22 protein-coding genes are annotated in these 23,951 nt (G+C 33.0%); 12 read left to right on the top strand and 10 right to left on the bottom strand.

Annotated elements, in window-relative coordinates:
- The first annotated feature begins 91 nt into the window (after positions 1-91).
- The gene (locus OF897_RS10815; protein WP_267265699.1) at positions 92-1,372 is read left to right on the top strand and encodes a dicarboxylate/amino acid:cation symporter; all 1,281 of its coding nucleotides are present in this window, start codon (positions 92-94) and stop codon (positions 1,370-1,372) included.
- 147 nt (positions 1,373-1,519) lie between these two features.
- Here OF897_RS10815 and OF897_RS10810 read toward each other — a convergent pair whose 3' ends face one another.
- From OF897_RS10810 to gyrB, 5 genes are all read right to left on the bottom strand, one after another.
- Positions 1,520-2,410: a diacylglycerol/lipid kinase family protein gene (locus OF897_RS10810; RefSeq protein ID WP_407648308.1), complete on the bottom strand. Its 891-nt coding sequence runs from the start codon at positions 2,408-2,410 to the stop codon at positions 1,520-1,522.
- A gap of 5 nt (positions 2,411-2,415) precedes the next feature.
- Positions 2,416-3,237 (bottom strand): DUF3298 and DUF4163 domain-containing protein, encoded by an 822-nt coding sequence (locus OF897_RS10805; protein WP_267265698.1) that lies wholly within the window; start codon positions 3,235-3,237, stop codon positions 2,416-2,418.
- Positions 3,238-3,314: 77 nt separating this feature from the next.
- Positions 3,315-5,252, bottom strand: coding sequence for a DUF3857 domain-containing protein (locus OF897_RS10800; protein ID WP_267265697.1), 1,938 nt, complete (start codon positions 5,250-5,252; stop codon positions 3,315-3,317).
- Entirely contained in the window at positions 5,253-7,148 is a 1,896-nt protein-coding gene (locus OF897_RS10795) for a DUF3857 domain-containing protein (protein WP_267265696.1), read from the bottom strand.
- Positions 7,149-7,282: 134 nt separating this feature from the next.
- Positions 7,283-9,217 (bottom strand): DNA topoisomerase (ATP-hydrolyzing) subunit B, encoded by a 1,935-nt coding sequence (gyrB, locus tag OF897_RS10790; protein ID WP_267265695.1) that lies wholly within the window; start codon positions 9,215-9,217, stop codon positions 7,283-7,285.
- A gap of 230 nt (positions 9,218-9,447) precedes the next feature.
- Here gyrB and OF897_RS10785 point away from each other — a divergent pair, with 230 nt between their 5' ends.
- Entirely contained in the window at positions 9,448-10,791 is a 1,344-nt protein-coding gene (locus OF897_RS10785; RefSeq protein WP_267265694.1) for a cytochrome ubiquinol oxidase subunit I, read from the top strand.
- On the top strand, positions 10,788-11,798 hold the full coding sequence (locus OF897_RS10780; protein WP_267265693.1) for a cytochrome d ubiquinol oxidase subunit II: 1,011 nt from the start codon (positions 10,788-10,790) through the stop codon (positions 11,796-11,798). Before OF897_RS10785 ends, OF897_RS10780 begins: the two co-directional genes overlap by 4 nt.
- Before the next feature lie 5 nt (positions 11,799-11,803).
- Here OF897_RS10780 and OF897_RS10775 read toward each other — a convergent pair whose 3' ends face one another.
- From OF897_RS10775 to OF897_RS10755, 5 genes are all read right to left on the bottom strand, one after another.
- Positions 11,804-12,622, bottom strand: a complete 819-nt coding sequence (locus OF897_RS10775) for an OmpA family protein (protein ID WP_267265692.1) — start codon at positions 12,620-12,622, stop codon at positions 11,804-11,806.
- A 111-nt stretch (positions 12,623-12,733) separates the two neighbouring features.
- Positions 12,734-14,431 (bottom strand): lysine--tRNA ligase, encoded by a 1,698-nt coding sequence (gene lysS / locus OF897_RS10770; protein WP_267265691.1) that lies wholly within the window; start codon positions 14,429-14,431, stop codon positions 12,734-12,736.
- A gap of 288 nt (positions 14,432-14,719) precedes the next feature.
- Entirely contained in the window at positions 14,720-15,646 is a 927-nt protein-coding gene (gene rlmF / locus OF897_RS10765; protein ID WP_267265690.1) for a 23S rRNA (adenine(1618)-N(6))-methyltransferase RlmF, read from the bottom strand.
- The gene (locus OF897_RS10760; RefSeq protein WP_267265689.1) at positions 15,647-16,015 is read right to left on the bottom strand and encodes a c-type cytochrome; all 369 of its coding nucleotides are present in this window, start codon (positions 16,013-16,015) and stop codon (positions 15,647-15,649) included. It lies immediately after the preceding gene.
- A complete protein-coding gene (locus OF897_RS10755) occupies positions 16,015-16,224 on the bottom strand; it encodes a hypothetical protein (RefSeq protein ID WP_267265688.1) in 210 nt (69 codons plus the stop codon). Before OF897_RS10755 ends, OF897_RS10760 begins: the two co-directional genes overlap by 1 nt.
- 333 nt (positions 16,225-16,557) lie before the next feature.
- Between OF897_RS10755 and OF897_RS10750 the strand changes: the two genes are divergently transcribed.
- From OF897_RS10750 to trpB, 9 genes are all read left to right on the top strand, one after another.
- Positions 16,558-17,982 carry an anthranilate synthase component I family protein gene (locus OF897_RS10750; protein ID WP_267265687.1) on the top strand — a complete coding sequence of 475 codons (1,425 nt, stop codon included), beginning with the start codon at positions 16,558-16,560 and terminating at the stop codon, positions 17,980-17,982.
- Between the two features lie 36 nt (positions 17,983-18,018).
- The gene (locus OF897_RS10745; RefSeq protein WP_267265686.1) at positions 18,019-18,378 is read left to right on the top strand and encodes a four helix bundle protein; all 360 of its coding nucleotides are present in this window, start codon (positions 18,019-18,021) and stop codon (positions 18,376-18,378) included.
- Entirely contained in the window at positions 18,375-18,980 is a 606-nt protein-coding gene (locus OF897_RS10740; protein WP_267265685.1) for an anthranilate synthase component II, read from the top strand. Before OF897_RS10745 ends, OF897_RS10740 begins: the two co-directional genes overlap by 4 nt.
- Positions 18,981-19,065: 85 nt before the next feature.
- Complete coding sequence (gene trpD / locus OF897_RS10735; RefSeq protein ID WP_267265684.1) at positions 19,066-20,052, top strand: anthranilate phosphoribosyltransferase; 987 nt, start codon at positions 19,066-19,068, stop codon at positions 20,050-20,052.
- Between the two features lie 72 nt (positions 20,053-20,124).
- Positions 20,125-20,436 (top strand): GIY-YIG nuclease family protein, encoded by a 312-nt coding sequence (locus OF897_RS10730; protein WP_267265683.1) that lies wholly within the window; start codon positions 20,125-20,127, stop codon positions 20,434-20,436.
- A 121-nt stretch (positions 20,437-20,557) separates the two neighbouring features.
- Positions 20,558-21,337, top strand: a complete 780-nt coding sequence (gene trpC, locus OF897_RS10725; protein ID WP_267265682.1) for an indole-3-glycerol phosphate synthase TrpC — start codon at positions 20,558-20,560, stop codon at positions 21,335-21,337.
- A gap of 18 nt (positions 21,338-21,355) precedes the next feature.
- Positions 21,356-22,048, top strand: coding sequence for a phosphoribosylanthranilate isomerase (locus tag OF897_RS10720; RefSeq protein WP_267265681.1), 693 nt, complete (start codon positions 21,356-21,358; stop codon positions 22,046-22,048).
- 50 nt (positions 22,049-22,098) lie between these two features.
- Positions 22,099-22,551 carry an IS200/IS605 family transposase gene (tnpA, locus tag OF897_RS10715; protein WP_267265680.1) on the top strand — a complete coding sequence of 151 codons (453 nt, stop codon included), beginning with the start codon at positions 22,099-22,101 and terminating at the stop codon, positions 22,549-22,551.
- Between the two features lie 172 nt (positions 22,552-22,723).
- Positions 22,724-23,914 (top strand): tryptophan synthase subunit beta, encoded by a 1,191-nt coding sequence (trpB, locus tag OF897_RS10710; RefSeq protein ID WP_267265679.1) that lies wholly within the window; start codon positions 22,724-22,726, stop codon positions 23,912-23,914.
- The last annotated feature ends 37 nt before the right edge of the window (positions 23,915-23,951 follow it).

The raw sequence follows: 23,951 nt of genomic DNA, 5'->3' as shown, positions 1-23,951 counted from the left end.
TGCGTGAGGAATAGCTTTGGCAAGATAAAATTAGCATGAAAAATTCTATTTAATTTCTGTATTTTTCAGAAATATTTTAGAAACTCCAGCTTTGAAAAAGAAAAAAATCTACCAACAATTATACTTTCAGGTAATCATCGCCATCACATTAGGAATTCTTTTAGGAAAGTTTTCCCCTGAATTAGGCGAAAAAATGAAACCTTTAGGAGACGGATTCATCAAATTGGTCAAAATGATTATTGCTCCTGTCATTTTCATCACCCTTACTTTAGGGATTGCTCATATGACAGATCTAAAAAAAGTAGGACGAATTGCCGTAAAAGCAATGATCTATTTCTTCACATTCTCAACTTTAGCTTTAATAATTGGCTTAATTGTAGGAAATTTATTACAACCTGGATCGGGGTTAAACATTGATCCCACAAGTTTATCGGGAGACGTTTCACAGTATCAGCAAAAAGCTCATGACACGACTTTAACAGGCTTCATTATGAATATCATTCCTGAAACTCTTTTCAGCCCGTTAATTGGTGAGAATATTCTTCAGGTACTTTTGGTTGCAATTTTAATGGGAGTCGCTTTGGTTTTAACAAAAGAAAAAAGTGGAAAAGTAACAGAATTTTTACAGGTTTTGGCTGCTCCAATTTTTAAAATTGTTCATATTCTGATGAAATTGGCACCAGTCGGAGCTTTCGGAGCAATGGCATTTACGATTGGAAAATATGGTTTGGCATCAGTAATCAATCTTATATTTTTGGTAGGAACATTTTATATTACTTCTATCCTATTTGTTGTTTTGATTTTAGGATCTGTTGCTTGGTACAATGGTTTTAACATTTTTAAACTGATGTATTATCTTAAAGAAGAACTTTTGCTGGTTTTAGGAACAAGTTCATCCGAATCTGCGCTTCCAGGAATTATGGAAAAGATGGAAAAAGCAGGCTGTTCAAAAGCAATTGTAGGTTTGGTTGTTCCGACCGGTTATTCTTTCAATCTTGACGGAACCAATATTTATATGACTTTAGCCTCACTATTTATTGCGCAGGCTTTGAATATTGATCTTTCTATCGAAAAGCAATTGATGTTACTTTTAGTTGCCATGTTGAGTTCAAAGGGTGCAGCCGGAGTTACCGGAGCTGGTTTTGTGACTTTAGCAGCAACTTTGGCTGTAGTTCCTGAAATTCCGATTGCGGGAATGACTTTAATTTTAGGAATCGATAAATTTATGAGTGAATGCCGTGCTTTAACGAATGTTATTGGAAACTCTGTTGCAACAGTCGTTGTGGCAAATTGGGAAAAACAGCTGGATAAAGGGCAGCTTCAATATTGTTTGGCAAATCCGAATAAGATTGAGGAAAAACTTGAAGTTTAGAAAACTAAATTCTATGATTAGGACCATAAAATTTCAGAATTGTAATCGTTTACTTTGTAAGAGATTATTATCGTAATAATAATTTTTTCATCATTTGTGTTTTTAAGCCTTCTTCACGGAAGGCTTTTTTATTTCACTCTGATTAGTTTAAATAAGAATATTCAGACTTGAAGGCTGAACTTTTATATGAATTGGAGATTTTATTTTATTGAATTCTCCATCGAGATGCCAGTTTTTGGTATTTACTTTAAATTCAATTTCAGAAACCGGAAGATAAGTGATGTAATCATCTTCTTTCAGTTTTTTTGTAAACATTCTGAACGCAAACAGCGGCGAATAGGTCAGTGGAAACTTTTTAACCAAAACCATGTCAACCAAACCATCACTTTTACTTGCCATTGGAGCGATATAAGCATTATTTCCAAATTGACGGGTGTTAGCAATATTAACCATTAAATATTTTCCGTTGTACTGCTTATAATTTTCATCAAAAAATTTCAATTTAATCGGTTTATAATTAAAAAAAGTCTTTAGTGAAACTTTGATGTAATTTTTAAATCCACGATTGGTTTTCTCAAATTCCTTCACAACTTTTCCATCAAAACCAGTTCCGGAAACATTGATGGAAAGCTTGTCATTAACCGTAAACGTATCGATTTTACGGGATTTTTTAGCTTTTAATTTATCTAATAATTCATCTAAATTTTTACTAAACTGCGTTTCATTAGAAAAGCCATTTCCAGAACCCGCCGGAAAAATAGCTAAAATTTTATCAGTATTAATTAAGCTTTTGGCAACAGTTGAAATTGTACCGTCACCGCCAATTGCTACAAAAAAATCAACATCACAAAAATGAGTTTGGATAAATTCTTCAGTTCCTAAAATTGATTCAGAAATATAATACAAGGGATTTTGTACTTTATTTTTAAGTTCGTTCAGAAAAGGCAGATAATTTTTTTTTGCCGAAAAAGGATTGATGATAAAAGCTACTTTTTCCATTGCCACAAAATTAAAAAATGCTTCCTGATTTGGAAGCATTAATATTAGTTAATTTTCATTCTCTTTTTAAATTCGGGATTAATTGTTCCTTTTAATTCTTCCCAAGAAACAGGAATTACTATATCTCCCGCTGCAAAAGCCGCAATTTCATACGGACTGTAATGAAAATAGAGATTTTTTTCATCAAAATAAAAATCTTTGTTTGCTGGAATAACATCAACCAAAAGCATTTCAGAATTATTGACTGCACCCTCAGAATCTGTTGTTCCACTTGGAATTTTATTGAGATTTTTCATTAAAAGTGCTTCTAATTTTTCTTTTGGAATAGTTGTAATATCTTTTAAATCTAATTTTCTATTATTTTTCAAATCGAAAACTCTTGTATTAAAAGAATAATTTCCATGCGCTCCACCTTCATAAGAAGTGTATAAATATTCTATCTGAAGAAAATCGTCAGTCTGCGAAATCAATTTCATAAATGAGCCCGATTCCCAAGTTTGAGAGCGGTCAATATCAGAAATCCATTCTTTACTGTCTTCTTTCACAGAAGCAAAGAAATCTGTTTTATCTTTATTTAAAAAGTTCTCTAATCCTTGTTTTGAATAATCTGTAATTCCTTTTTTATCATAAATACTGTCTAACAATGCTTTATCTTTTAAAGTTGGAAATACCAGCATTTTTGCGGAATAATTTACGGAAAGCATTTCGTTAAACTTAATGGAATCATTTACTTTAATAGAATCTACTACAAATTTTTCAGGATTTTTGACATTTATTTTCGTTTCAATAGTTTTTGTTTCTGTCTTTTTACAAGCTGATAAAAGAAAAGCGGCAGAAAACAGAATTAACACAAATGCATTTTTCATAATTGTTTATTTTTGGATTGAAATGCAAAAACCATTCACAAAATGAATGGTTTTATATATTTTTAAAGAATAACTGATTATTTTTTAATCAAACTCATTACCTGACTTTCAGAATCTGAGATTACTTTCCAGATTTGTTTAAAAGCAGGATAATATTCTTTAGGATAATCGGCGCTTGCGATTTTATATTCTGAAACCGTTATTATCTTGTTATCTTTTTTCTCTACAGTGTAAGAATAACTGATCTCTTTATCATCAGTAACGATTTTTTTACTTTTTGGTAACTCAGCAATATCATATCCTTCAGGAATTTCTATTTCTACAACTTTAGCTTTGCTCATTGGCGAAATAAAATCAATCATATATTTTCTTGCTTCTTCCTGATCAAAATCATTCTTTGTCTGATGCAAAAATAAAAGTGGATTGATGATTTTTCTTTTTCCTAAATTATCAATCATATTGCTTGAACTAAAGCTCATCGTAGAACGAAACTCCCCCCCATCTAAAGTTCTTGAATTGATATTATCAAAATCAACAGAAAAAACTTCTTTATATTCTTTTTTATATTTATCTTGATTTTCATCAAAACGCTCTTTTGCATTAAGAGCTCCCATCCCTTCATCCTGATCCTGGTAAACACCAGAAACTGTACCATCAGGATTTATTTTTGCTTTTACTGTATGACTATTATAACTTTCTTTAATATTGGTAAGAGAAATAAGTTCTGCTTTATCATCTCTCAAAAGTAGCCCATTACTGTTCCAAACTCTTGCAGGAAGAAGATCTTCTTTTGCCTGTTTAGATGTTGCATCATAAAGGTATATTTTCTTATCAATTTCTGCACATACAATGACATAATTGAAATTACCCAAATTTGGGAAAGTAAGATTTACATAACCATGTCCGATAGTAGAAATCAAAATAGGATATGCTTTAATTCCTTCACTTCTCAAAATATTTAACAAAAGTAAGTTTATGTCTGCAGCATTACCCGTTTTATTTTTAATTAAATCTTTTATTCCATTATCTGTTCTAAAACCATAACGCTCATTCCATGTGTAACTATTTTTAACGAAATCAAATAAAAGATTCGATTTCTTATGTTGATCTTTTTCCTCGGAAATATTCTTCTGTATAATTTCTTTTACTAATCTATCTTTTTTATACTGATTTCCGAACTCATCATCTTCCCAGAGTTTTTTCCTGATATCTTCCCAGGTTGATGTATAATTTTTCAAACCATTATTGAAAAAAGTAGAATGCAATTCTGCCCTGATCTGAGTTCTGTAATTATCGTTGTTTTTCACAAATTTTTCTTTTTTAAAACCCTTTACATTCTCATAAGCAAATCTATACGTTTTGTATTGAGCTCCATAAATGTTTTCCTCTGCTACCTTTTTGTATTTCGGAGTCAGAGAACCTCTAAAATCAATATTATATGACATATTTATGGGTGATTCAAAAACATATTCGGTATATTCCGAAGGGGTATCCGTTTCAATATAAGTTAAAGGAATTTCATACGAGAAAGGTGAAGTGATTTCGTATTGAAATTCAATAACAGAGCCATTTTTAATATTAGGAAAGGCAAACTTATTGGTAGTATAATATTTGTTTTCTTTAGATCTGAATTTAGAACTTTTATCTACTTTTGTTTCAGCTATTTTACCATCTTCAAGATTATAAACATAAGCTTTTATTGAATTAAGAGTTTCTCTGCTCCCTTGGTTATTGTCATAAAGTGAGATTTCCAGATTCATCCAATCTTCTGCTTTATCTTTATCATAAATTTTAATTCTATATTTTACTTTTTTAACGTAATTACCTGTAGAATTATCAATATGATAATGTATTGAACGATATAAAGTTTCTGCCGGAGCTTTTTCATCAATCTCGGATTTTGCTTTTTTCAAATCTTCAATATCGAATTTCGGCAATTTCAGAAACTCATGTTTTTGTGCATAGATGGCAACAGTAGATACTGTGAAATACAATGCAAAAAATATTTTTCTCATTTATGATTTTTTAGAAATTAGAATTTTAGAATTATCAGCATTCATAATTTTTTTTCTGAAACTGATGTAATCATTGTATTTATCTTTAGAATGAAGTCCTTTTTTCATTTGAAAAAATCTTTTCACGATGAGTTGGTCATCTTTTTTCTCAAACGAAATTTTATATGTTCCAAAATCTGAAACTACATTTCCGTTTTCAGGAATTTCTTCGATAAAGTATCCTGCAGGAAGTTTATAAATAATTTCATACTCGTCTTCAAAAGAAAAACGGTTTTCAAAGGGAAGTTTTCGATTTTCATCCTGATGATAAGTCGCATTCGAGTAAATAGGAATTGCTCTGAAAATATAGCTTGAACCTACCATCTTTGAATAATTGACTGCTTTAAAATTCAAGTCAAAATCAATTGTTGCTAAATCTCGGTTATTTTTAAAATCAGACATTTCAACTTTTTCAAAATCCAACGTTGAAAGTGAGTTTTTAATCGAGCTATTTCTATCGGTTTGGCTTAATCCCGAATAAGATAAATTAAAATCATACTGATTTCCAGTGTAAGAAAATTTCCCATTACCACTAATGGTTTTATCAGGGTTTAACTGAATATTTAAAATCTGCTTTTCTTTATTTTGACCTGAAGAATAGCTTGGAGTCTCCATAATCTCAATTCCGGTAGGTTTTACTGCTAAAACATTTCGGTCTGTTGTGCTGTAACTTAGATGATTATAAGCAATTTCCTGAGAAGTATTTTCAAGCCAAATATTTCCTTTTTCAGTTGGAACTACCAAAATTACGTGATTTCCAGCCATTTTTGGAAAATCTGTATCAAAACTTATCGGTGAGGAATTCGAATTAATAATCGCATAATAAGATTTTATTCCAGCGTCATCCAAAAGCGTTTTCATATAATTGGTAAGACCTTTACAATCACCATACCCTTTCTTTTGTACTTCATCGGGCATCATGGGTTGCCATCCTCCAATTCCCAAAGCCACAAAAACATATCTCGTTTTGCTTTGCATATACTGATAAATTTTCTTCACTTTTTCTTCAGTAGAACCCGAAAGATTAAGTGCTGCAATTTCAGATTTGATTTGAGGCGTTGATGTAGAAACCGGAGTCAAAAGGTTATTATAATACCACAAACCAAAATCTTTCCACGTCGTTATACTTCCTTTTTTCCCCACCAAGCTAAACTGATCCAAAGAAAAACTTACTTTCGGCAATATTTTTTGGGGATTAGGAACCATGCCTTCATTATCAATTGCCGGAACATTTTCATAAGAATACAATTTTCCCCCGTCTTCATCCGCAACTTTCACTGAAGCAAAACCAAATTGGGAATCGTATATTTTAGAGCGTAAGTTAATTCCTGATTTATTTAAAATTTTAAAACTACTTTTCTGCAAAGAAATATTAAAATCATTATACGGTGTAAAATCAGAGATAAAAACTGTATTCTGATCTTTCTGATCGTAACTAAACTCAATGGTGTAAGGATAAGATGTTGGTGTATAAGACAGATACATCATCCTGTTATCAGAATAAAAAGAACCTTGAGAATTGGCTGCAATATCTGTAAAATCACTTTTAGAATAGCTTTTTATTTTTGCACCTTTTTCATCATAAACGGTTACTTTAATATCAGAAGCCGTATTTCTTTTTTCATAATAAATTCTCGGAATCGCAAAACCTACTGCATCTTTATTAATTACAGTGATTGCAGAAGAATTATGATAAACAATTTCGTCAATTTTATTGATTTCTAAAACTGTACTTTCATTTCTTATTACTGCACTTGCATTTTTCTTTAAAACATCACTGATTTCTGATACCGGATAACTTTGTGCATAGTAAAATGAAGCTAAAGAAACAGCTCCAACGCACCATAATTTCATCATCGTTATTAATTTTCCTCAAAAATAAAAAAAATCTTAATAAAATGTTAATTAATTTTCATTATCCTGAGATTTATTAGGTAAAAAAAAGACTCCATAGAATAATGGAGTCTTTTAAATATATTTAGAGAGATTAATTATACATCAATCTTCGCATATTTTGCATTTTTCTCGATAAATTCTCTTCTTGGTGGAACCTCATCTCCCATCAACATTGAAAAAACAGAATCTGCTTCTACTGCATTGTCGATAGTTACCTGCTTCAAAATTCTGTGCTCAGGATTTAAAGTTGTTTCCCAAAGCTGTTCAGGATTCATTTCCCCAAGACCTTTATAACGCTGAACCTCAACACCTTTTCCGTCCGGAGACATTTCTAAAGTAATTTCTTCACGCTCTTTTTCGTTATAAGCATATATTTTCTTGTTTCCTTTCTTTAATAAATATAGAGGAGGTTGTGCAATATAAATATATCCGTTTTCAATCATTTCTTTCATGAATCTAAAGAAGAAAGTAAGAATCAAAGTAGAAATGTGAGAACCGTCAATATCGGCATCGGTCATGATTACTACTTTATGATATCTTAATTTAGTTAAGTTCAAAGCTTTACTGTCTTCTTCAGTTCCTACAGAAACTCCAAGTGCCGTGTAAATATTTTTAATCTCTTCGTTATCGTAAACTTTATGAAGCATAGATTTCTCAACATTCAAAATCTTACCTCTCAACGGAAGAATCGCCTGGAAATGTCTGTCTCTCCCCTGCTTTGCAGTTCCCCCTGCCGAATCTCCCTCGACTAAGAACAATTCAGATTCTGCAGGATCTTTTGATGAACAGTCAGATAATTTCCCAGGTAAACCAGAACCTCCCATTGGAGATTTTCTCTGAACCATTTCACGAGCTTTCTTCGCAGCCTGTCTTGCTTTTGCAGCTAAAACAACTTTCTGAACGATAATTTTAGCTTCGTTTGGATTTTCTTCTAAAAAGTTTGTAAGCATTTCACCTACAATCTTATCTACAGCTCCGGAAACTTCAGAGTTACCTAATTTCGTTTTAGTCTGTCCTTCAAATTGAGGCTCCATTACTTTTACCGAAATTACAGCCGTTAAACCTTCACGGAAGTCATCTCCAGTAATTTCTACTTTTTCTTTAGCAGGAATTCCTAAATCATCAGCATATTTTTTCAACGTTCTTGTTAAAGCACGTCTGAAACCAGCCAAGTGAGTTCCACCTTCGTGAGTGTTTATATTATTAACGTAAGAATGAAGATTTTCACTGAATGAAGTATTGTAACGCATTGCAACTTCAATAGGAATATTTTCTCTCTCTCCTTCCATGAAAATTACGTTTTCCATGATTGCTTCACGGTTACCGTCGATGAATTCTACAAATTCTTTCAGCCCACCTTCAGAATGAAATACTTCAAAAGCGAAAGATCCGTCTTCATTTTCTTCTCTTTCATCAACAAGAGTAATTGTAATTCCTTTATTTAAGAAAGACAATTCACGCATTCTCGCTGCAAGAGTATCGTAATTATAAACTAATTCCTGAAAAATAGTTCCATCCGGTTGGAAGAAAACTTCAGTTCCTCTTTCGTCTGTAGTACCTATTTCAGCAACATCTGCCAAAGCTTTACCTTCAGAATATTTTTGCTGGTATAATTTACCGTCACGGCTTACTGTCGCAACCAATAATGTAGAAAGTGCATTCACGCAAGAAACCCCAACACCGTGAAGACCTCCTGAAACTTTGTAAGAATCCTTATCAAACTTACCTCCCGCACCGATTTTGGTCATCACAACCTCAAGAGCAGATTTTTGTTCCTTTTCGTGAAAATCTACAGGAATTCCTCTACCATTATCTTTTACAGAGATACTCTCTCCTTTATGTATCGTAACTAAAATAGTATCACAATGTCCCGCCAATGCCTCATCAATAGAGTTATCGACTACTTCATAAACCAAATGATGAAGACCTCTCACTCCTACATCACCAATGTACATAGATGGTCTTAATCGAACGTGCTCCATGCCTTCTAATGCCTGGATACTACTAGCTGTATATTGTTTTTGACTCATATAAAATATTAAAATCTTGCTAATTGCAAAGACTTACAAATATCGTGATTTTTTTCGAATTATGAAAGTTAAAAACCTCTAAAAATCTCTGAATTTATACTTAAAACAGAGTCAATATTTAGAACATAAAAAGAATAAAGTTAAAGCAGATTTTTGAATTATTTCTAATGTTTTAAATCATATTCTTCGCCTTTAATTTATCCGTAACTTTAAACTGAAAAATTGATATTATGGACGATTTCATGGCAGCTCGTGCACAGATGGCGCTCTCTTTGGGTTTTCACATCATCTTTGCGTGCGTCGGAATGGTAATGCCTTTTCTCATGGCATTCGCACACTGGAAATACCTCAAAACCAGAAACGAAATTTATAAAGGTCTCACAAAAGCCTGGAGCAAAGGAGTTGCGATTCTTTTTGCAACCGGAGCAGTTTCAGGGACGATGCTTTCATTTGAATTGGGATTGCTTTGGCCTGGATTTATGAAACATGCAGGACCCATTTTCGGAATGCCGTTTTCTCTTGAAGGAACCGCTTTTTTTATTGAAGCTATTGCTATTGGATTTTTCCTTTATGGTTGGGATAAATTTAATAAATGGTTCCATTGGTTTTGCGGATTTTTAGTTGGTTTAAGCGGTTTGGCATCAGGGATTTTAGTTGTCGCAGCCAATGCATGGATGAATTCTCCTACCGGATTTGATTACATTAACGGACAATACGTAAATATCGATCCTATAAAAGCAATGTTCAATGATGCTTGGTTTCCACAGGCTTTACACATGACAGTTGCTGCTTTTTGTGCGACAGGATTTGCAGTTGCGGGAGTTCATGCTTTTTTAATAATGAGAAAAAAGAATGTTGAATTTCACACCAAAGCGTTTAGAATTGCGGCAGGTTTTGCAATGATTGGAGCTTTCGGAGCACCTTTAAGCGGAGATGTTGCTGCAAAATCTGTTGCTGAAAGACAGCCCATCAAATTAGCAGCAATGGAAGCTCATTTTGAAACAGAAAAAGGTGCTGCTTTTGTGATTGGTGGAGTTCCTAATGAAGAAAAAGGAGAAATCAATTACGCTTTAAAAATCCCAAAAGTTTTAAGTTTTTTAGCAACGAACGATTTTAACGCAGAGATTAAAGGTTTAAATGATTTTCCAAAAGACGAATGGCCACCGGTTGCCGTTGTGCATTATGCTTTTCAGATTATGATTTTCTTTGGTGTTGTCATGATTACAATCGGTATCGTTTATTTATATGCAACTTTTTTCAAAAAAGAATGGCTGAACAAAAACTGGCTTTTAAAAACATTTTTATTTGCTACACCTTTCGGATATATTGCCTTGGAAGCAGGCTGGACGGTCACTGAAGTCGGAAGACAACCATGGATTATTTACGGAATAATGCGAACCGCCGATGCTGTAACGCCAATGCCAGGAATTCAGTATTCGTTTTACTTTTTTACGGCGATTTTTGTTTCTTTATCATTAATTATCATTTTCCTTTTAAGAAGACAGATTCAGATGGTTCCGAGATTGTATGACCCGACCGATGCGCAGTTTAACACTAAAAACAAAAAATCATGATTTACGTTGTAATTGGTTTTCTATGGCTTTCCGTTTGTCTTTATGTGATTTTGGGCGGAGCAGATTTTGGAGCCGGAATTGTAGAATTGATGTCTAAAAAGAAGGCAAGAAAACACACCGAAAAAATAATGTACGAATCAATCGCACCGGTTTGGGAAGCAAATCATATGTGGCTGATTATTGCGATAGTAATTCTTTTCGTAGGTTTCCCTGAAATTTACACTACCCTTTCAACATATCTTCATATTCCTTTGGTTTTAATGCTTTTAGGAATTATTGCAAGAGGAACCGCCTTTACTTTCAGACATTATGATGCAGTAAAAGACAATTGGCAGGTTTTATATACTCAAATATTCTATTACGCAAGCTTATTGACTCCATTTTTCTTAGGTTTAATTGCAGCTGCAACAATTTCACAATCGATCAATCCGGATGCAAAAACCTTTTTAGATTTATATATTTTCAGTTGGCTCAATTGGTTCGGAGTGGCAGTTGGACTTTTTGTAGTCTCACTTTGCGCTTATCTGGCTTCCATTTTTTCTTTGAAAGAAACAAACGACCGATTGGAATTAAATTTAATGATCAAAAAGTCACATCAAACAATGATTTTTGTAGTGATTACGGGATTATTGGTGTTTTTAGCAGCTCATTTTTCAGATATTCCTTTAACAAAATGGATATTTTCAAAACCTTTAGGCGTAATGTCAATTGCATTTGCAACAGTTGCTTTAGGTTTAATTTTAAGAGCCATGCACAACAAAAAATTATTGCCAGTTCGAGCTTTAGCAGGATTTCAAATCATTATGATTTTAGTGGCAGCAACTTACCAACACAATCCAGACATTATTCTGTTAGGAAACGGGCAACATCTTTCTTTATTAAAACATATCGCTGCTCCGAAAACAATTTCGGCTTTGGGATGGGCTTTAATTCTTGGTTCTCTGTTTATTTTACCGTTTTTATTTTATCTGATGTTTTCATTTACAAAAGCTAAAAACAAGGCATGAAGAATTTATTTTTTAGTTAAAACAATTTCTACACGTCGATTTTTACTCATATCTCCCTCTGTAACTTCAGGGTAAACAACAGGATTGAGATGCCCTAAACCTTCCGCCTTGATGCGATTCGGTTCTATTCCCATTGTAATTAAAAAATTTCGGATCGCATTGGCTCTGGTAAAAGATAGATTAAATGTTTTTAAATCTAAATCTTCCCCATCAAAATTTTCATAATCGCAGCAAATGTGTCCCTGAAGTTCAACTTCAAGTGTCGGATTTTTCTTTAAAATTTCAAAAAGCATAAACAGTTTGGGAGTACCTTTTGAGAGCCAAGCATGACGACCACCGATAAAGTTTACGTTGGGTAAAGAAAAAGTATCTTTCACTTTCATCTGAGCAATTTTTACATCAAAAAAACTAGGATATTCGCTTCTGGAAATCTTTTCACCTTTATCAAAGAATCTTTCAATAAAAATATCAACTCTCCTGTTTTTAGCTAATAAACTTTCAGAACTATTATCATTAATCTGTTTTGTAATTCCTAATCCTACAGAACTCGCCAAATTAATATTTTCACTTATTTTGTTTTTCAAATAATTCGTGACATTTTTTGCTCGGTTTTCAGATAAACTTTTATTTAAAGTTTCATTTCCTAAAGGATTTGCATTACCGAAAATTCTGAAAGTCAATTTTGATTTTAATTGAGCTAAACTGTCGAGTTTTATTTTGGATTCTTTCCTTAATTCGGAACTGTTGTTTGTAAAATAAATTGAAGTTAATGTCTGCGCGTTTAATCCTCCTGAAATCAACAAGAATAAAAGAAAATATTTCATGAGAATTTGAGTTTTATTTACAACGGAAAAATGCAAATTTATTGCTATTTAAATAAGAAAATCCTGAAAAATTTCAGGATTTCTTCTATAAATTATTTTTGAGAGAATTAGTTAAACCAATTTCATCAAAACATTGTCATCAATTTTCTCAACTTTCACCAAGTTTCCTTTGGTTAAAGTTTTAGAAGCTTTATCCCATTTTTTTCCGGATAATTTGCTTAAAGTTTTCACTTCAGCTAAAGCAATTTGCTCACCAGATTTCAAAATATCAAGAATCAAATGCTCGTCTTCTCCCAGCTCTATTTGTGGAGTTGTTTTTTCCGGCTTCATCTGAGGGAAGAATAATACTTCCTGAATTGACGGATTATTTGTTAAAAACATAATTAATCTATCCATTCCGATTCCTAAGCCAGAAGTTGGCGGCATTCCATATTCTAAGGCTCTTAAGAAATCTTCATCGATAAATCCGGTTGCTTCATCATCACCTTTTTCAGATAATTTCAACTGCTCTTCAAAACGTTCTCTCTGGTCAATCGGGTCATTTAATTCTGAATAAGCATTTGCGATTTCTTTTCCGCAAACCATTAATTCAAAACGCTCCGTCAAACCTTCCTGACTTCTGTGTTTTTTAGTCAAAGGCGACATTTCAATAGGATAATCGGTAATGAAAGTCGGCTGAATGAAGTTTCCTTCACATTTTTCACCAAAAATTTCGTCGATTAACTTCCCTTTACCCATCGTTTCGTTCACTTCGATTCCGATAGATTTTGCAAAATCAAACAATTCTTGTTCTGATTTTCCTGTAATATCAAAACCTGTATATTTTATGATAGCTTCGGTCATAGAAACTCTTGGATAAGGCGCTTTCCAGCTAATGGTGTGCTCCCCAAAAGTAGATTCTGAAGCTCCGTTTACAGAAGTTGCACAGAATTCCAATAATTTCTCAGTGAAATCCATCATCCAATTGTAATCTTTGTAAGCAACATAGATTTCCATTGCGGTAAATTCCGGATTATGAGTTCTGTCCATCCCTTCATTTCTGAAGTTTTTTGAAAATTCGTAAACACCGTCAAAACCACCAACAATCAATCTTTTCAAGTACAATTCGTTGGCAATTCTTAAATATAAAGGAATATCTAAAGCGTTATGATGCGTCATAAAAGGTCTTGCCGCAGCTCCACCAGGAATCGACTGCAAAATCGGAGTTTCCACTTCAAAATATCCTGCATCATTGAAGAAAGTTCTCATGGCATTGAACAATTTCGTTCTTTTCACAAAAATTTCTTTCACATGAGGATTTACTGTTAAATCTACATAACGCTGTCTGTATCTTAATTCTGCATCGTTGAATGCATCGTGCACCACTCCATTTTCGTCGGTTTTTGCTTGAGGAAGCGGTCTTAAAGCTTTAGTTAAAAGGGTAAAGTTTTTCACCAAAACCGTTTTTTCACCAACCTGAGTCGTGAATAAATCTCCTTCAATACCGATGATATCACCGATGTCTAAAAGGTGTTTGTAAACGTCGTTGTATAAAGTTTTATCTTCTCCGGTACAGATTTCGTCACGATTGAAATAAACCTGAATTCTTCCTGTAGAATCCTGCAATTCAGCAAAAGAAGCCTTCCCCTGAATACGGCGGGACATCAATCTGCCCGCAATCTTCACCTGTTTACTTTCAGAAAAATTCTGTTTTATAGATTCTGTAGTATCTGTAACCGTGTATTCTTCTGCAGGGAATGCGTTGATTCCCATTTCAACAAGCTTAGTCAGCTTTTCTCTTCTAATAATTTCCTGTTCTGATAATTGCATTATAATTCAATTTTTTCGAAATGCAAAAATAGTGAATTTTAAACGTTTATGAAACTTGAATTTTGTTTTAACCAAAAAAGTCACAAAAGTTTTATATTGGATTGAAGATTGATGATTTTGATATTCAATTTCACAGAATTGAATCGTACAGTTTTGGGTAAAAATCGTGTAAATTGCTACAAAACCGCAGCCCGACTTGAACGGAAATCCTTTTGTGAGGAGGTACGACGAACAAAAGATTGGGAGTGGAAGGCGGATAAAGCTGCCCTAATAAAAATTATTCAACAATTAAAACCAATATTTCCGGTTTTCTATTGGAATAAATGTCCAAGCTAAAATTCTACTAATTTTCTGACCTTGAGCCATTTCAATTGTTTTGATATCGATAGCATTGTTGTTTTTCAAACGGGTAATCAACTGATGCAGATTGTCTTTTTTGGAAACCAAACTTGTAAACCACAGAACCTGTGAAGAAAACAAAACACTTTCATCAATCATCTTTCGGATGAACTCCAATTCACCACCTTCGCACCACAATTCGGAATGTTGACCTCCGAAATTAAGTTTTGGATTTTGAACTTTTTTTTTCCGAAGATTGTTGTTTTTCCTGCGATTTCCGAGCATTGCATCTGCCTCAGATTCGTGGAAAGGCGGATTGCACATTGAGAAGCTGAATTTATCTTCAGGAGAAATTATATTTTTAAAAATAAAATCCGAATCAGGCTGAAGTTTTAATTGAATGCTTTCTGATAAGTTTGGATTTTGTTCTAAAATTTTTTGCGCATTATCTAAAGAATTGGGATTAATGTCTGTTCCGACAAATTTCCAGCCGTAAGATTGATGAGCAATCAGTGGATAAACCAAATTAGCCCCGGTTCCGATATCTAAACCTTTTACTGAATTTTCTTTTGGAATTTGACCATTTTCTTCCGCTAATAAGTCTGCCAAATAATGAACATAATCTGCACGACCGGGAATTGGCGGACAAAGATTACCTTCGGGAATATCCCAGTTTTTGACCTCGTAATATTTCAGAAGCAATGCTTTGTTGAGTAATTTTACAGCTTGCGGAAGACTGAAATTGATTGTTAACGTATCGTAATCGTTTTTGAAAACGTAATGTTTCAATTCCGGCACACAAGAAATTAACGAGTCAAAATCGTAAGAATTCCGATGTAAATTTCTTGGGTGCAGAGTTGATTTTTGTGAAGACATTTATTCCTTCTGTTTAAGGATATATTCCACCATTTTTTTGGTGTCTTCTTTTGAAATTTGTGGATGGGGCTGCATCGGAACACTTCCCCAATTGCCACTTCCGCCTTCAATGATTTTTGAAGCCAAAATTTCAAGATCTTTTTCAGAATATTTAGCAGCAATTTCTTTATAAGAAGGCCCTATCAATCTTTCATCAATATTATGACAAGCCATACAGTCAGATGCTTCTATTAAATCTTTTCCTGAAATATTGGTATTAACAGGAGTCGAAATATCGGTAGAATCTGTTGATGTAGCTTCTGAGTTTTCTTTTTTGGAACAGGAAATAATAAGCAAGCCTAAAACTCCTGTCAAAAACAGTTTTTTCATTATTTTGTTGCCGTAGAATCTGTTGTTGCAGGTGCAGGAGTTGCAGCCGGAGCTGGTGTAGAGTCTTTTTTAGTTGAATCTGCTGGTACAACTGTAGCCGCTGGTTCTTCCAACATAATATTGCTGTCTTGTAATGATTTGTCAGCCTTTTTTGAACAGCCAACTGCTACTAAACTTCCCAAGAATACGATTACTAATACTTTTTTCATTTTTTTCTAATTTGGTCACAAAAATATAAAAAATAAAGTTCTAATGAGGAGACTTAAGGCTATTATAAATCATATTTAAATTGATTCCAGAGAAATAAAAACAAATTTTCAGCTTTTTTAAATTTTTTGTTTTCGGTATTAAAAAAATTTCTACATTTGTCCCATGATTATTTCAAACAACAAAAATTGGTGGTGGCATTCAAACTCTTCGTCGGGTCTGAAGCTATTGTCTTGTTGTTAATTTACAGCCGGAATTTATAGAAAAATATACAGAGACTTTGACGATTGCGTTGAAGTCTTTTTTTATGTCTAAATCTCAAAAAAATTAAAAAAATGTCAAATTCCATTATAAAAATTAAAACAAAATCTAAAAAAACATTGGGCGATTTACAAACCCCAATGAATATTTATTTACAAATTAGAGACAAATTCCGAGATACAATTCTTTTGGAAAGTTCCGATTCTAAGAATATTGACAACAATTTTTCATTCATTGCGATTAATGCAATTGCAGGAATTGAAATTAAAAATTTACATGAATTTGAAGTTAAACTTCCGAACCAAAACCCAGAAAAAAAGTCTTTGGAAAATGAAAATATTCCAGAATTATTGAATAATTTTTCTAAAACTTTCGAATGCGAGAAAACTCATGACAAAATCGAAGAAACAGCGCAATCTCTTTTTGGATATACAAGTTTTGAAGCAGTTCAGTTTTTTGAAGATGTTAAATTTAAACCTCAAAGCAAAGAAGTTGAAATCCCAATTTTGCGTTACAGACTCTATCAATATGTGATTGCCATTAATCATTTTAATGATGAGATGCACTTCATTGAAAATCAAATTGAAGGCGTAAAATCAGAATTCAGAACTTTGGAAGATTTAATTAAAAATAAAAATGCGGTTGTTTATCCATTTGAAAAAACGGCTGAAGAAACTTCCAACATTACCGATGAAGAATATTTAAAATTGGTTGAAATTGCGCAAAAACACTGTATGAGAGGCGATGTTTTTCAGCTAGTTTTAAGCAGAAGGTTCGAGCAAAAATTTCAGGGAGATGAATTTAATGTGTATCGAGCTTTGCGAAATATCAACCCATCACCTTATCTTTTCTACTTTGATTATGGAAATTACAAATTATTCGGTTCAAGTCCTGAAAGTCAGCTTATTATTAAAGACAACAAAGCTATAATTCATCCAATTGCAGGAACTTTCAAAAGAACCGGTGATTTTGAAACCGATTTACAGTCTATCAAATCCTTAAAAAATGATCCGAAAGAAAACGCCGAACATACCATGTTGGTCGATTTGGCAAGAAATGATTTAGGAAAATTAGGCAAAAATGTAACGGTCACTAAACTAAAAGAAATTCAACTTTTTTCTCACGTTATTCACATGGTCAGTGAGGTGACGGCAGAATTGGAAGAAAATACCAATCCATTTGAAATGGTTGCTACAACATTTCCTCAAGGAACTTTAAGCGGAGCGCCAAAACATAGAGCTTTACAATTAATCAATGAATACGAAAAAGATTCCCGAGGTTATTACGGTGGTTGTATCGGAATGGTCGGTCTGAATGGCGAATGCAACCAAGCAATTATGATTCGTACTTTTTTAAGCAAAAACAATACTTTATTTTATCAAGCCGGAGCTGGATTGGTTGCAAAATCGAATCCTGAAAGTGAGCTACAAGAAGTGAATAATAAACTCAATGCCTTGAAAAAAGCAGTGGAAAAAGCAGAGAAGATTATTGTTGGTTGATCGTTTTTAGTTGATAGATTTTTTAAAAACATAAACATGGAATATAAAGATTTAGAAGTATGGATGGAAGCAAGAAAACTTACAAAACTTGTTTACGATACGACAAAAAATTATCCAAAAGAAGAGATTTTTGGATTGACAAATCAAATTAGAAGATGTGCTGTTTCAGTTCCTTCAAATATTGCGGAAGGTTGTGGTAGAAACACATCAAAAGATACAATTCATTTTCTTTTTATTGCAAGAGGTTCTCTTTATGAATTGGAATCACAGATTTATCTATCATCCGATTTAGAGTTTATAAATGATGAGAAACTTGCTACTATTTTGAACCATATAATACTTTGCAAAAAGTTATTGAACGGATTTATTAATTATTACAGAAAAAAAATAAAATGACAAATATACCATCAACCATCAACCAACAACCAACAACCAAAATATTAGTCTTCGATAACTACGATAGCTTCACTTATAATTTGGTTCAAATCATCGAAAGAATTCTGAATCAAAAAGTAGATGTTATCAGAAACGACCAAATTTCGCTTGAAGAAATCGAGAAATACGATAAAATCATCCTCTCTCCTGGACCTGGAATTCCAGAAGAAGCCGGAATTTTATTGGATTTAATTAAAAAGTATGCTCCAACAAAAAGTATTTTAGGAGTTTGCCTTGGTCAACAGGCGATTGCCGAAGCTTTTGGAGGAAATTTAATCAACCTTAGCGAAATTTATCATGGTGTTGCAACGGAAGCTATCCAAACCAGTGAACATAAAATTTTCAAAGATTTACCACAGACTTTGGAGGTCGGAAGATATCACAGTTGGGCAGTTAATCCTGAAAATTTCCCTAAAGAATTGGAAATTACGAGTACCGATAGCAAAGGAATGATTATGAGTTTGAAACATAAAACTTATGATGTTCACGGCGTACAATATCATCCGGAAAGTATTTTAACACCCGATGGCGAAACGATTATTAAGAATTTTTTACTTGGTTGATAGGTTTTGATTGAAAGTTAATAGAATAATTTAAACTGCTATAAAACCAACAACCAAATACTAACAACCAACAACAATTACCAACATGAAAGAAATCCTACAATACCTCTTCAATCATCATACCTTATCAAAATCGGAAGCGAAAGCGATTATGATTGAGATTGCTCAAAGTAAATTTAATGACACGGAAGTCACTGCATTTATCAGCATTTTTCTGATGCGAAATATCACGTTAGATGAGCTCAAAGGTTTCAAAGAAGCTTTGCTGCAAATGGCTGTTCCTGTATTTTTAAATACCAATGACACAATTGATATTGTTGGAACAGGAGGCGACGGCAAAAACACCATTAACATTTCCACTTTAGCAAGTTTCGTCGTTGCAGGAACCGGACAAAAAGTAGCGAAACACGGAAATTACGGAGCTTCAACAATCACAGGTTCATCTAACGTGATGGAAGCTTTAGGCTATCAATTCAAAAAAACTTCGGAAGAGCTTAACGAAGATTTAGAAAAGGCAAACATATGTTTTCTGCACGCTCCTTATTTTCATCCAGCGTTGCAATCTGTTGTGGCATTGAGAAAATCTTTAGGTTTACGAACTTTTTTCAATCTTCTCGGTCCGTTGGTGAATCCTGCAAAACCTCAATTTTCTGTGATTGGTGTTTACAATCTTGAGATTGCCAGAATTTATCAATATCTACTACAAAAAGAAAACAGAGATTTCGTTTTAGTCCACGGAATGGATGGTCACGACGAAATAAGTCTTACGAGTGACAGTAAAATCATTACCAAGAGCGGAGAAAATATTTATTCGGCGCAAGATTTAGGTTTTAAATCAATTGATGCAGAAAATATAAAAGCTGGAAAAACGCCTGAAGAAACCGCACAAATTTTCAGAAACATTTTGGAAGGAATAGGCACAGAATCACAAAATTCAGTGGTTTTGGCAAATGCTGCTGTTGCTTTACATCATACAAATAAATTTGGTAATTACGCGGATTGCTTAAGTTCAGCGAAAGAAAGTTTGTTTGGTGGAAAAGCATTGAATAGTTTGAAGTTATTATTAAGTTAGATAATAAACTATCTTCCCTATTGTCATTCAGAACGAAACGCAGTGAAGTGAAGAATCTAAAAACATACACAAATGAAAACTTTAGGAACACATAATTATTACGTTTACATCTTAACAAATTATAATAAAAACGTTCTCTATGCCGGAGTTACTAACGATTTAAAAATTAGACTACATCAACACAAAAATCCTACACAAGGAGATAAATTACATTTTACAACAAAATACAAATGCTTTTATTTAGTTTATTATGAGCATTTTCAAGATGTAGAATTGGCAATTGCAAGAGAAAAACAAATTAAAGGATATTCAAGAATGAAAAAAGAAAAATTAATTATTGCTTTTAATCAGAATTGGGACTTTTTAAATGATTTGATTGACTAATACAAGTTAAAAATTATAATTTCTACCGTTCCAACAAAAAGAGTAAAATAATAAAAAATAGATTTCTCACTTCATTTCATTGCGTTCGAAATGACAGATTGAGAAGTAAAAATTAAATGTAATGACAATTCTTGACAAAATCATACAAACAAAAAAACGAGAAATCTCAGATTCAAAATCAAAAATTTCTCTACAACAATTAAAAGATTCTGAATTTTTTGAAAGAAAAACCATTTCACTAAAGGAAACTGTAAAATCAAAATCTGGAATAATTGCAGAATTTAAAAGGAAATCTCCGTCAAAAGGAATTATCAATGATAAAGTTTCTCCTTTGGATGTTGCTTCCGCATACGAAAACTTCGGAGCAAGCGCAGTTTCTATTTTAACGGATAAAGATTTTTTTGGAGGGAGTTTTGAGGATATTTTAAGCGTAAGAAAACACATCAACATTCCGATTTTGAGAAAAGATTTTATGATTGATGAATATCAGTTTTACGAAGCAAAAAGTATCGGAGCAGATGTTATTTTGTTGATTGCAGCCTGTCTTTCACCTCAGCAAGTTCAGGAATTCACTCAACTTTCCCATAAATTAGGATTAGAAGTCTTGCTCGAAATTCATACAGAAGAAGAATTGAAACATTTAAATTCAGAAGTAGATTTGGTTGGAATTAATAATAGAAACTTAAAAGATTTTAAGGTTGACTTACAACACTCTGTAAATCTTAATAATCAACTTCCAAATGATGTTTTATCAGTTGCTGAAAGTGGAATTTATAATATTGAAGACTTCAATTATTTAAAAGAAAAAGGTTTTGATGGTTTTTTAATGGGTGAATATTTTATGAAACACGAGAACCCCGGAAATAAATTTAAAGAATTCACTTTCAATATAACAATGTAACAGTTTATCAATTTAACAATGTCTGAAAACCAACTACCTTCAACGGAAATTCACCAACCAAGACTCAAAGTTTGCGGACTCACCCAACTGCATCAAATTCGTGAATTAGTGGCATTAAAAATTGATTTTTTAGGGTTTATTTTTTATGAAAAATCTCCGAGATATGTTTTGAATCATTTGAATTTAGAACAAATTTCAGAAATTAATCATCAGGGAAAAATTGGAATTTTTGTCAATGAAAGTTTAGAAAAAATTATTGAAGTATCCAAAAAAGCAGATTTAAATTTCATTCAGCTTCATGGTGACGAAACTGAGCATTTCATTTCAGAATTAAAACAAAAACTCAATCCAAAAATTGAAATAATAAAAGTAATTAGAATAGGAAACCAATCATCAAATGAATTACAAAAAACCATCAACCAACAACCAAAACCAATCAACTACCTATTATTTGATACCGACAGCAAAGCATTCGGCGGAGCCGGAAAAACCTTCGACTGGAATATTTTAAATGAAATGGAAATCCCAATTCCCTATTTCCTCAGTGGTGGAATTTCTTTAGAAAACTTCCATCAAATATCAATCATTAAACAACAACCTTTTTCACTGGATGTCAACTCAAAATTTGAAATAGAACCGGGAATTAAGGATTTAGAAAAAATAAAAGCATTAATAAGTAAATTTAAAAGTCCCAACGGAACAACTTTCTAAAGGAATAGGCTGCAAATCCTATCAACACAGATTATAAAAACACAAAGAAAATGTCACAATCATTAGTTAAAAATTATGTCCATATCATCTTCAGTACAAAACACCGAAATGATTTTATAGATGAAAGCATTGAAGAAGAACTTTTTGCCTATATATCTACAATATGCAAAAATCTCAATAGTCCTTCCATCAGGATTGGCGGAACTGATAACCACATTCATATCCTTTTGACTTTGTCACCAAAATATGCCTTGATGAAAGTCATTCAGGAAATAAAAGCTCATTCTTCAAGATGGATTAAAACAAAAGGAAGAAAATATGAAGACTTCTTTTGGCAAGATGGCTACGGCGCCTTTTCGGTAAGCCAAAAACATATTTTTGCAACGATTAATTATATCATAAACCAAAGAGAACATCATAAAAATGAAGATTTTAAGACCGAATTTCTAATGATTTTAAATAAATACGAAACAAACTACGATGAAAAATATCTTTGGGATTAATAATAATCCAATATCAGTCACGAAGTGACGCCCTTCTAAAGGATAGGATGATAATCCTATCAAAACATTAAATAATATAATGCAATACAACGTGTAAAATGAATAGGACTCACGTCCTATCCTTTAACAAATCGTCCTTTCAGGACTCTTTCTTAATTATAAATACAAAATCATGAATTATAAAAACCCCGACGAAAACGGATATTATGGAGAATTTGGTGGAGCTTTTATCCCAGAAATGCTCTATCCAAATGTTGAAGAATTACAGAAAAACTATATACAAATCATTGAATCTGAAGATTTTCAAAATGAATATCAGGATTTGCTGAAAAACTATGTTGGTCGAGCAACACCTTTGTATTTTTCGAAAAATTTAAGTCAGAAATACAAAACCAATATTTATCTGAAAAGAGAAGATCTCAATCACACTGGAGCACACAAAATCAATAATGCTTTGGGACAGGTTTTATTGGCAAAACGACTAGGAAAAACCAGAATCATCGCTGAAACCGGAGCCGGACAACATGGCGTTGCAACAGCGACAGCTTGTGCACTTTTAAGTTTAGAATGCATTGTTTATATGGGTGAAATCGACATCCAAAGACAGGCTCCAAATGTGGCGAGAATGAAAATGTTGGGAGCGAAAGTTGTTCCTGCAACTTCAGGCTCGAAAACTTTAAAAGATGCTGTAAATGAAGCATTAAAAGATTGGATCAATAATCCTGTAACTACTCATTACGTGATTGGAAGTGTTGTTGGACCTCATCCTTTTCCTGATTTGGTGGCGAGATTTCAGTCGGTGATTTCTAAAGAAATTAAAGTGCAACTTCACGAACAAATCGGAAGAGAAAATCCAGATTATGTAATTGCCTGTGTTGGTGGTGGAAGCAATGCTGCAGGAACTTTCTATCATTTTGTGGATGAAGAAAATGTAAAAATTATTGCTGCTGAAGCAGGAGGTTTTGGAGTTGATTCAGGGAAATCTGCGGCAACCACTTTTCTTGGAACTTTGGGTGTTTTGCATGGAAGCAAAAGTTTGGTAATGCAGACAAAGGACGGACAAGTTATTGAGCCACACTCTATTTCCGCAGGTTTGGATTATCCAGGAATCGGACCATTTCATGCGAATTTATTCAGGGAAAAACGAGCAGAGTTTTTCAGTATTAACGATGATGAAGCTTTACAATCTGCTTTTGATTTAACTAAACTCGAAGGAATTATTCCAGCTCTGGAAAGTGCTCATGCTTTGGCCGTTTTAGACAAAAAAGAATTTAATCAGGATGATATTGTTGTTATCTGTTTGAGCGGTCGTGGTGACAAGGATATGGAAACCTACTTAAAGAAACTAGAAGTTAGTAGTTAGAAATTTGTATTTCAACGCAATAAAAATCTAGCTTTTA

It is taken from the genome of Chryseobacterium formosum, assembly GCF_026460885.1.
Classification (GTDB): Bacteria; Bacteroidota; Bacteroidia; order Flavobacteriales; family Weeksellaceae; genus Chryseobacterium; species Chryseobacterium formosus.
The sequence above is the reverse complement of the archived record's forward strand: the minus strand, read 5'-3'. Positions and strand labels throughout refer to the sequence as shown.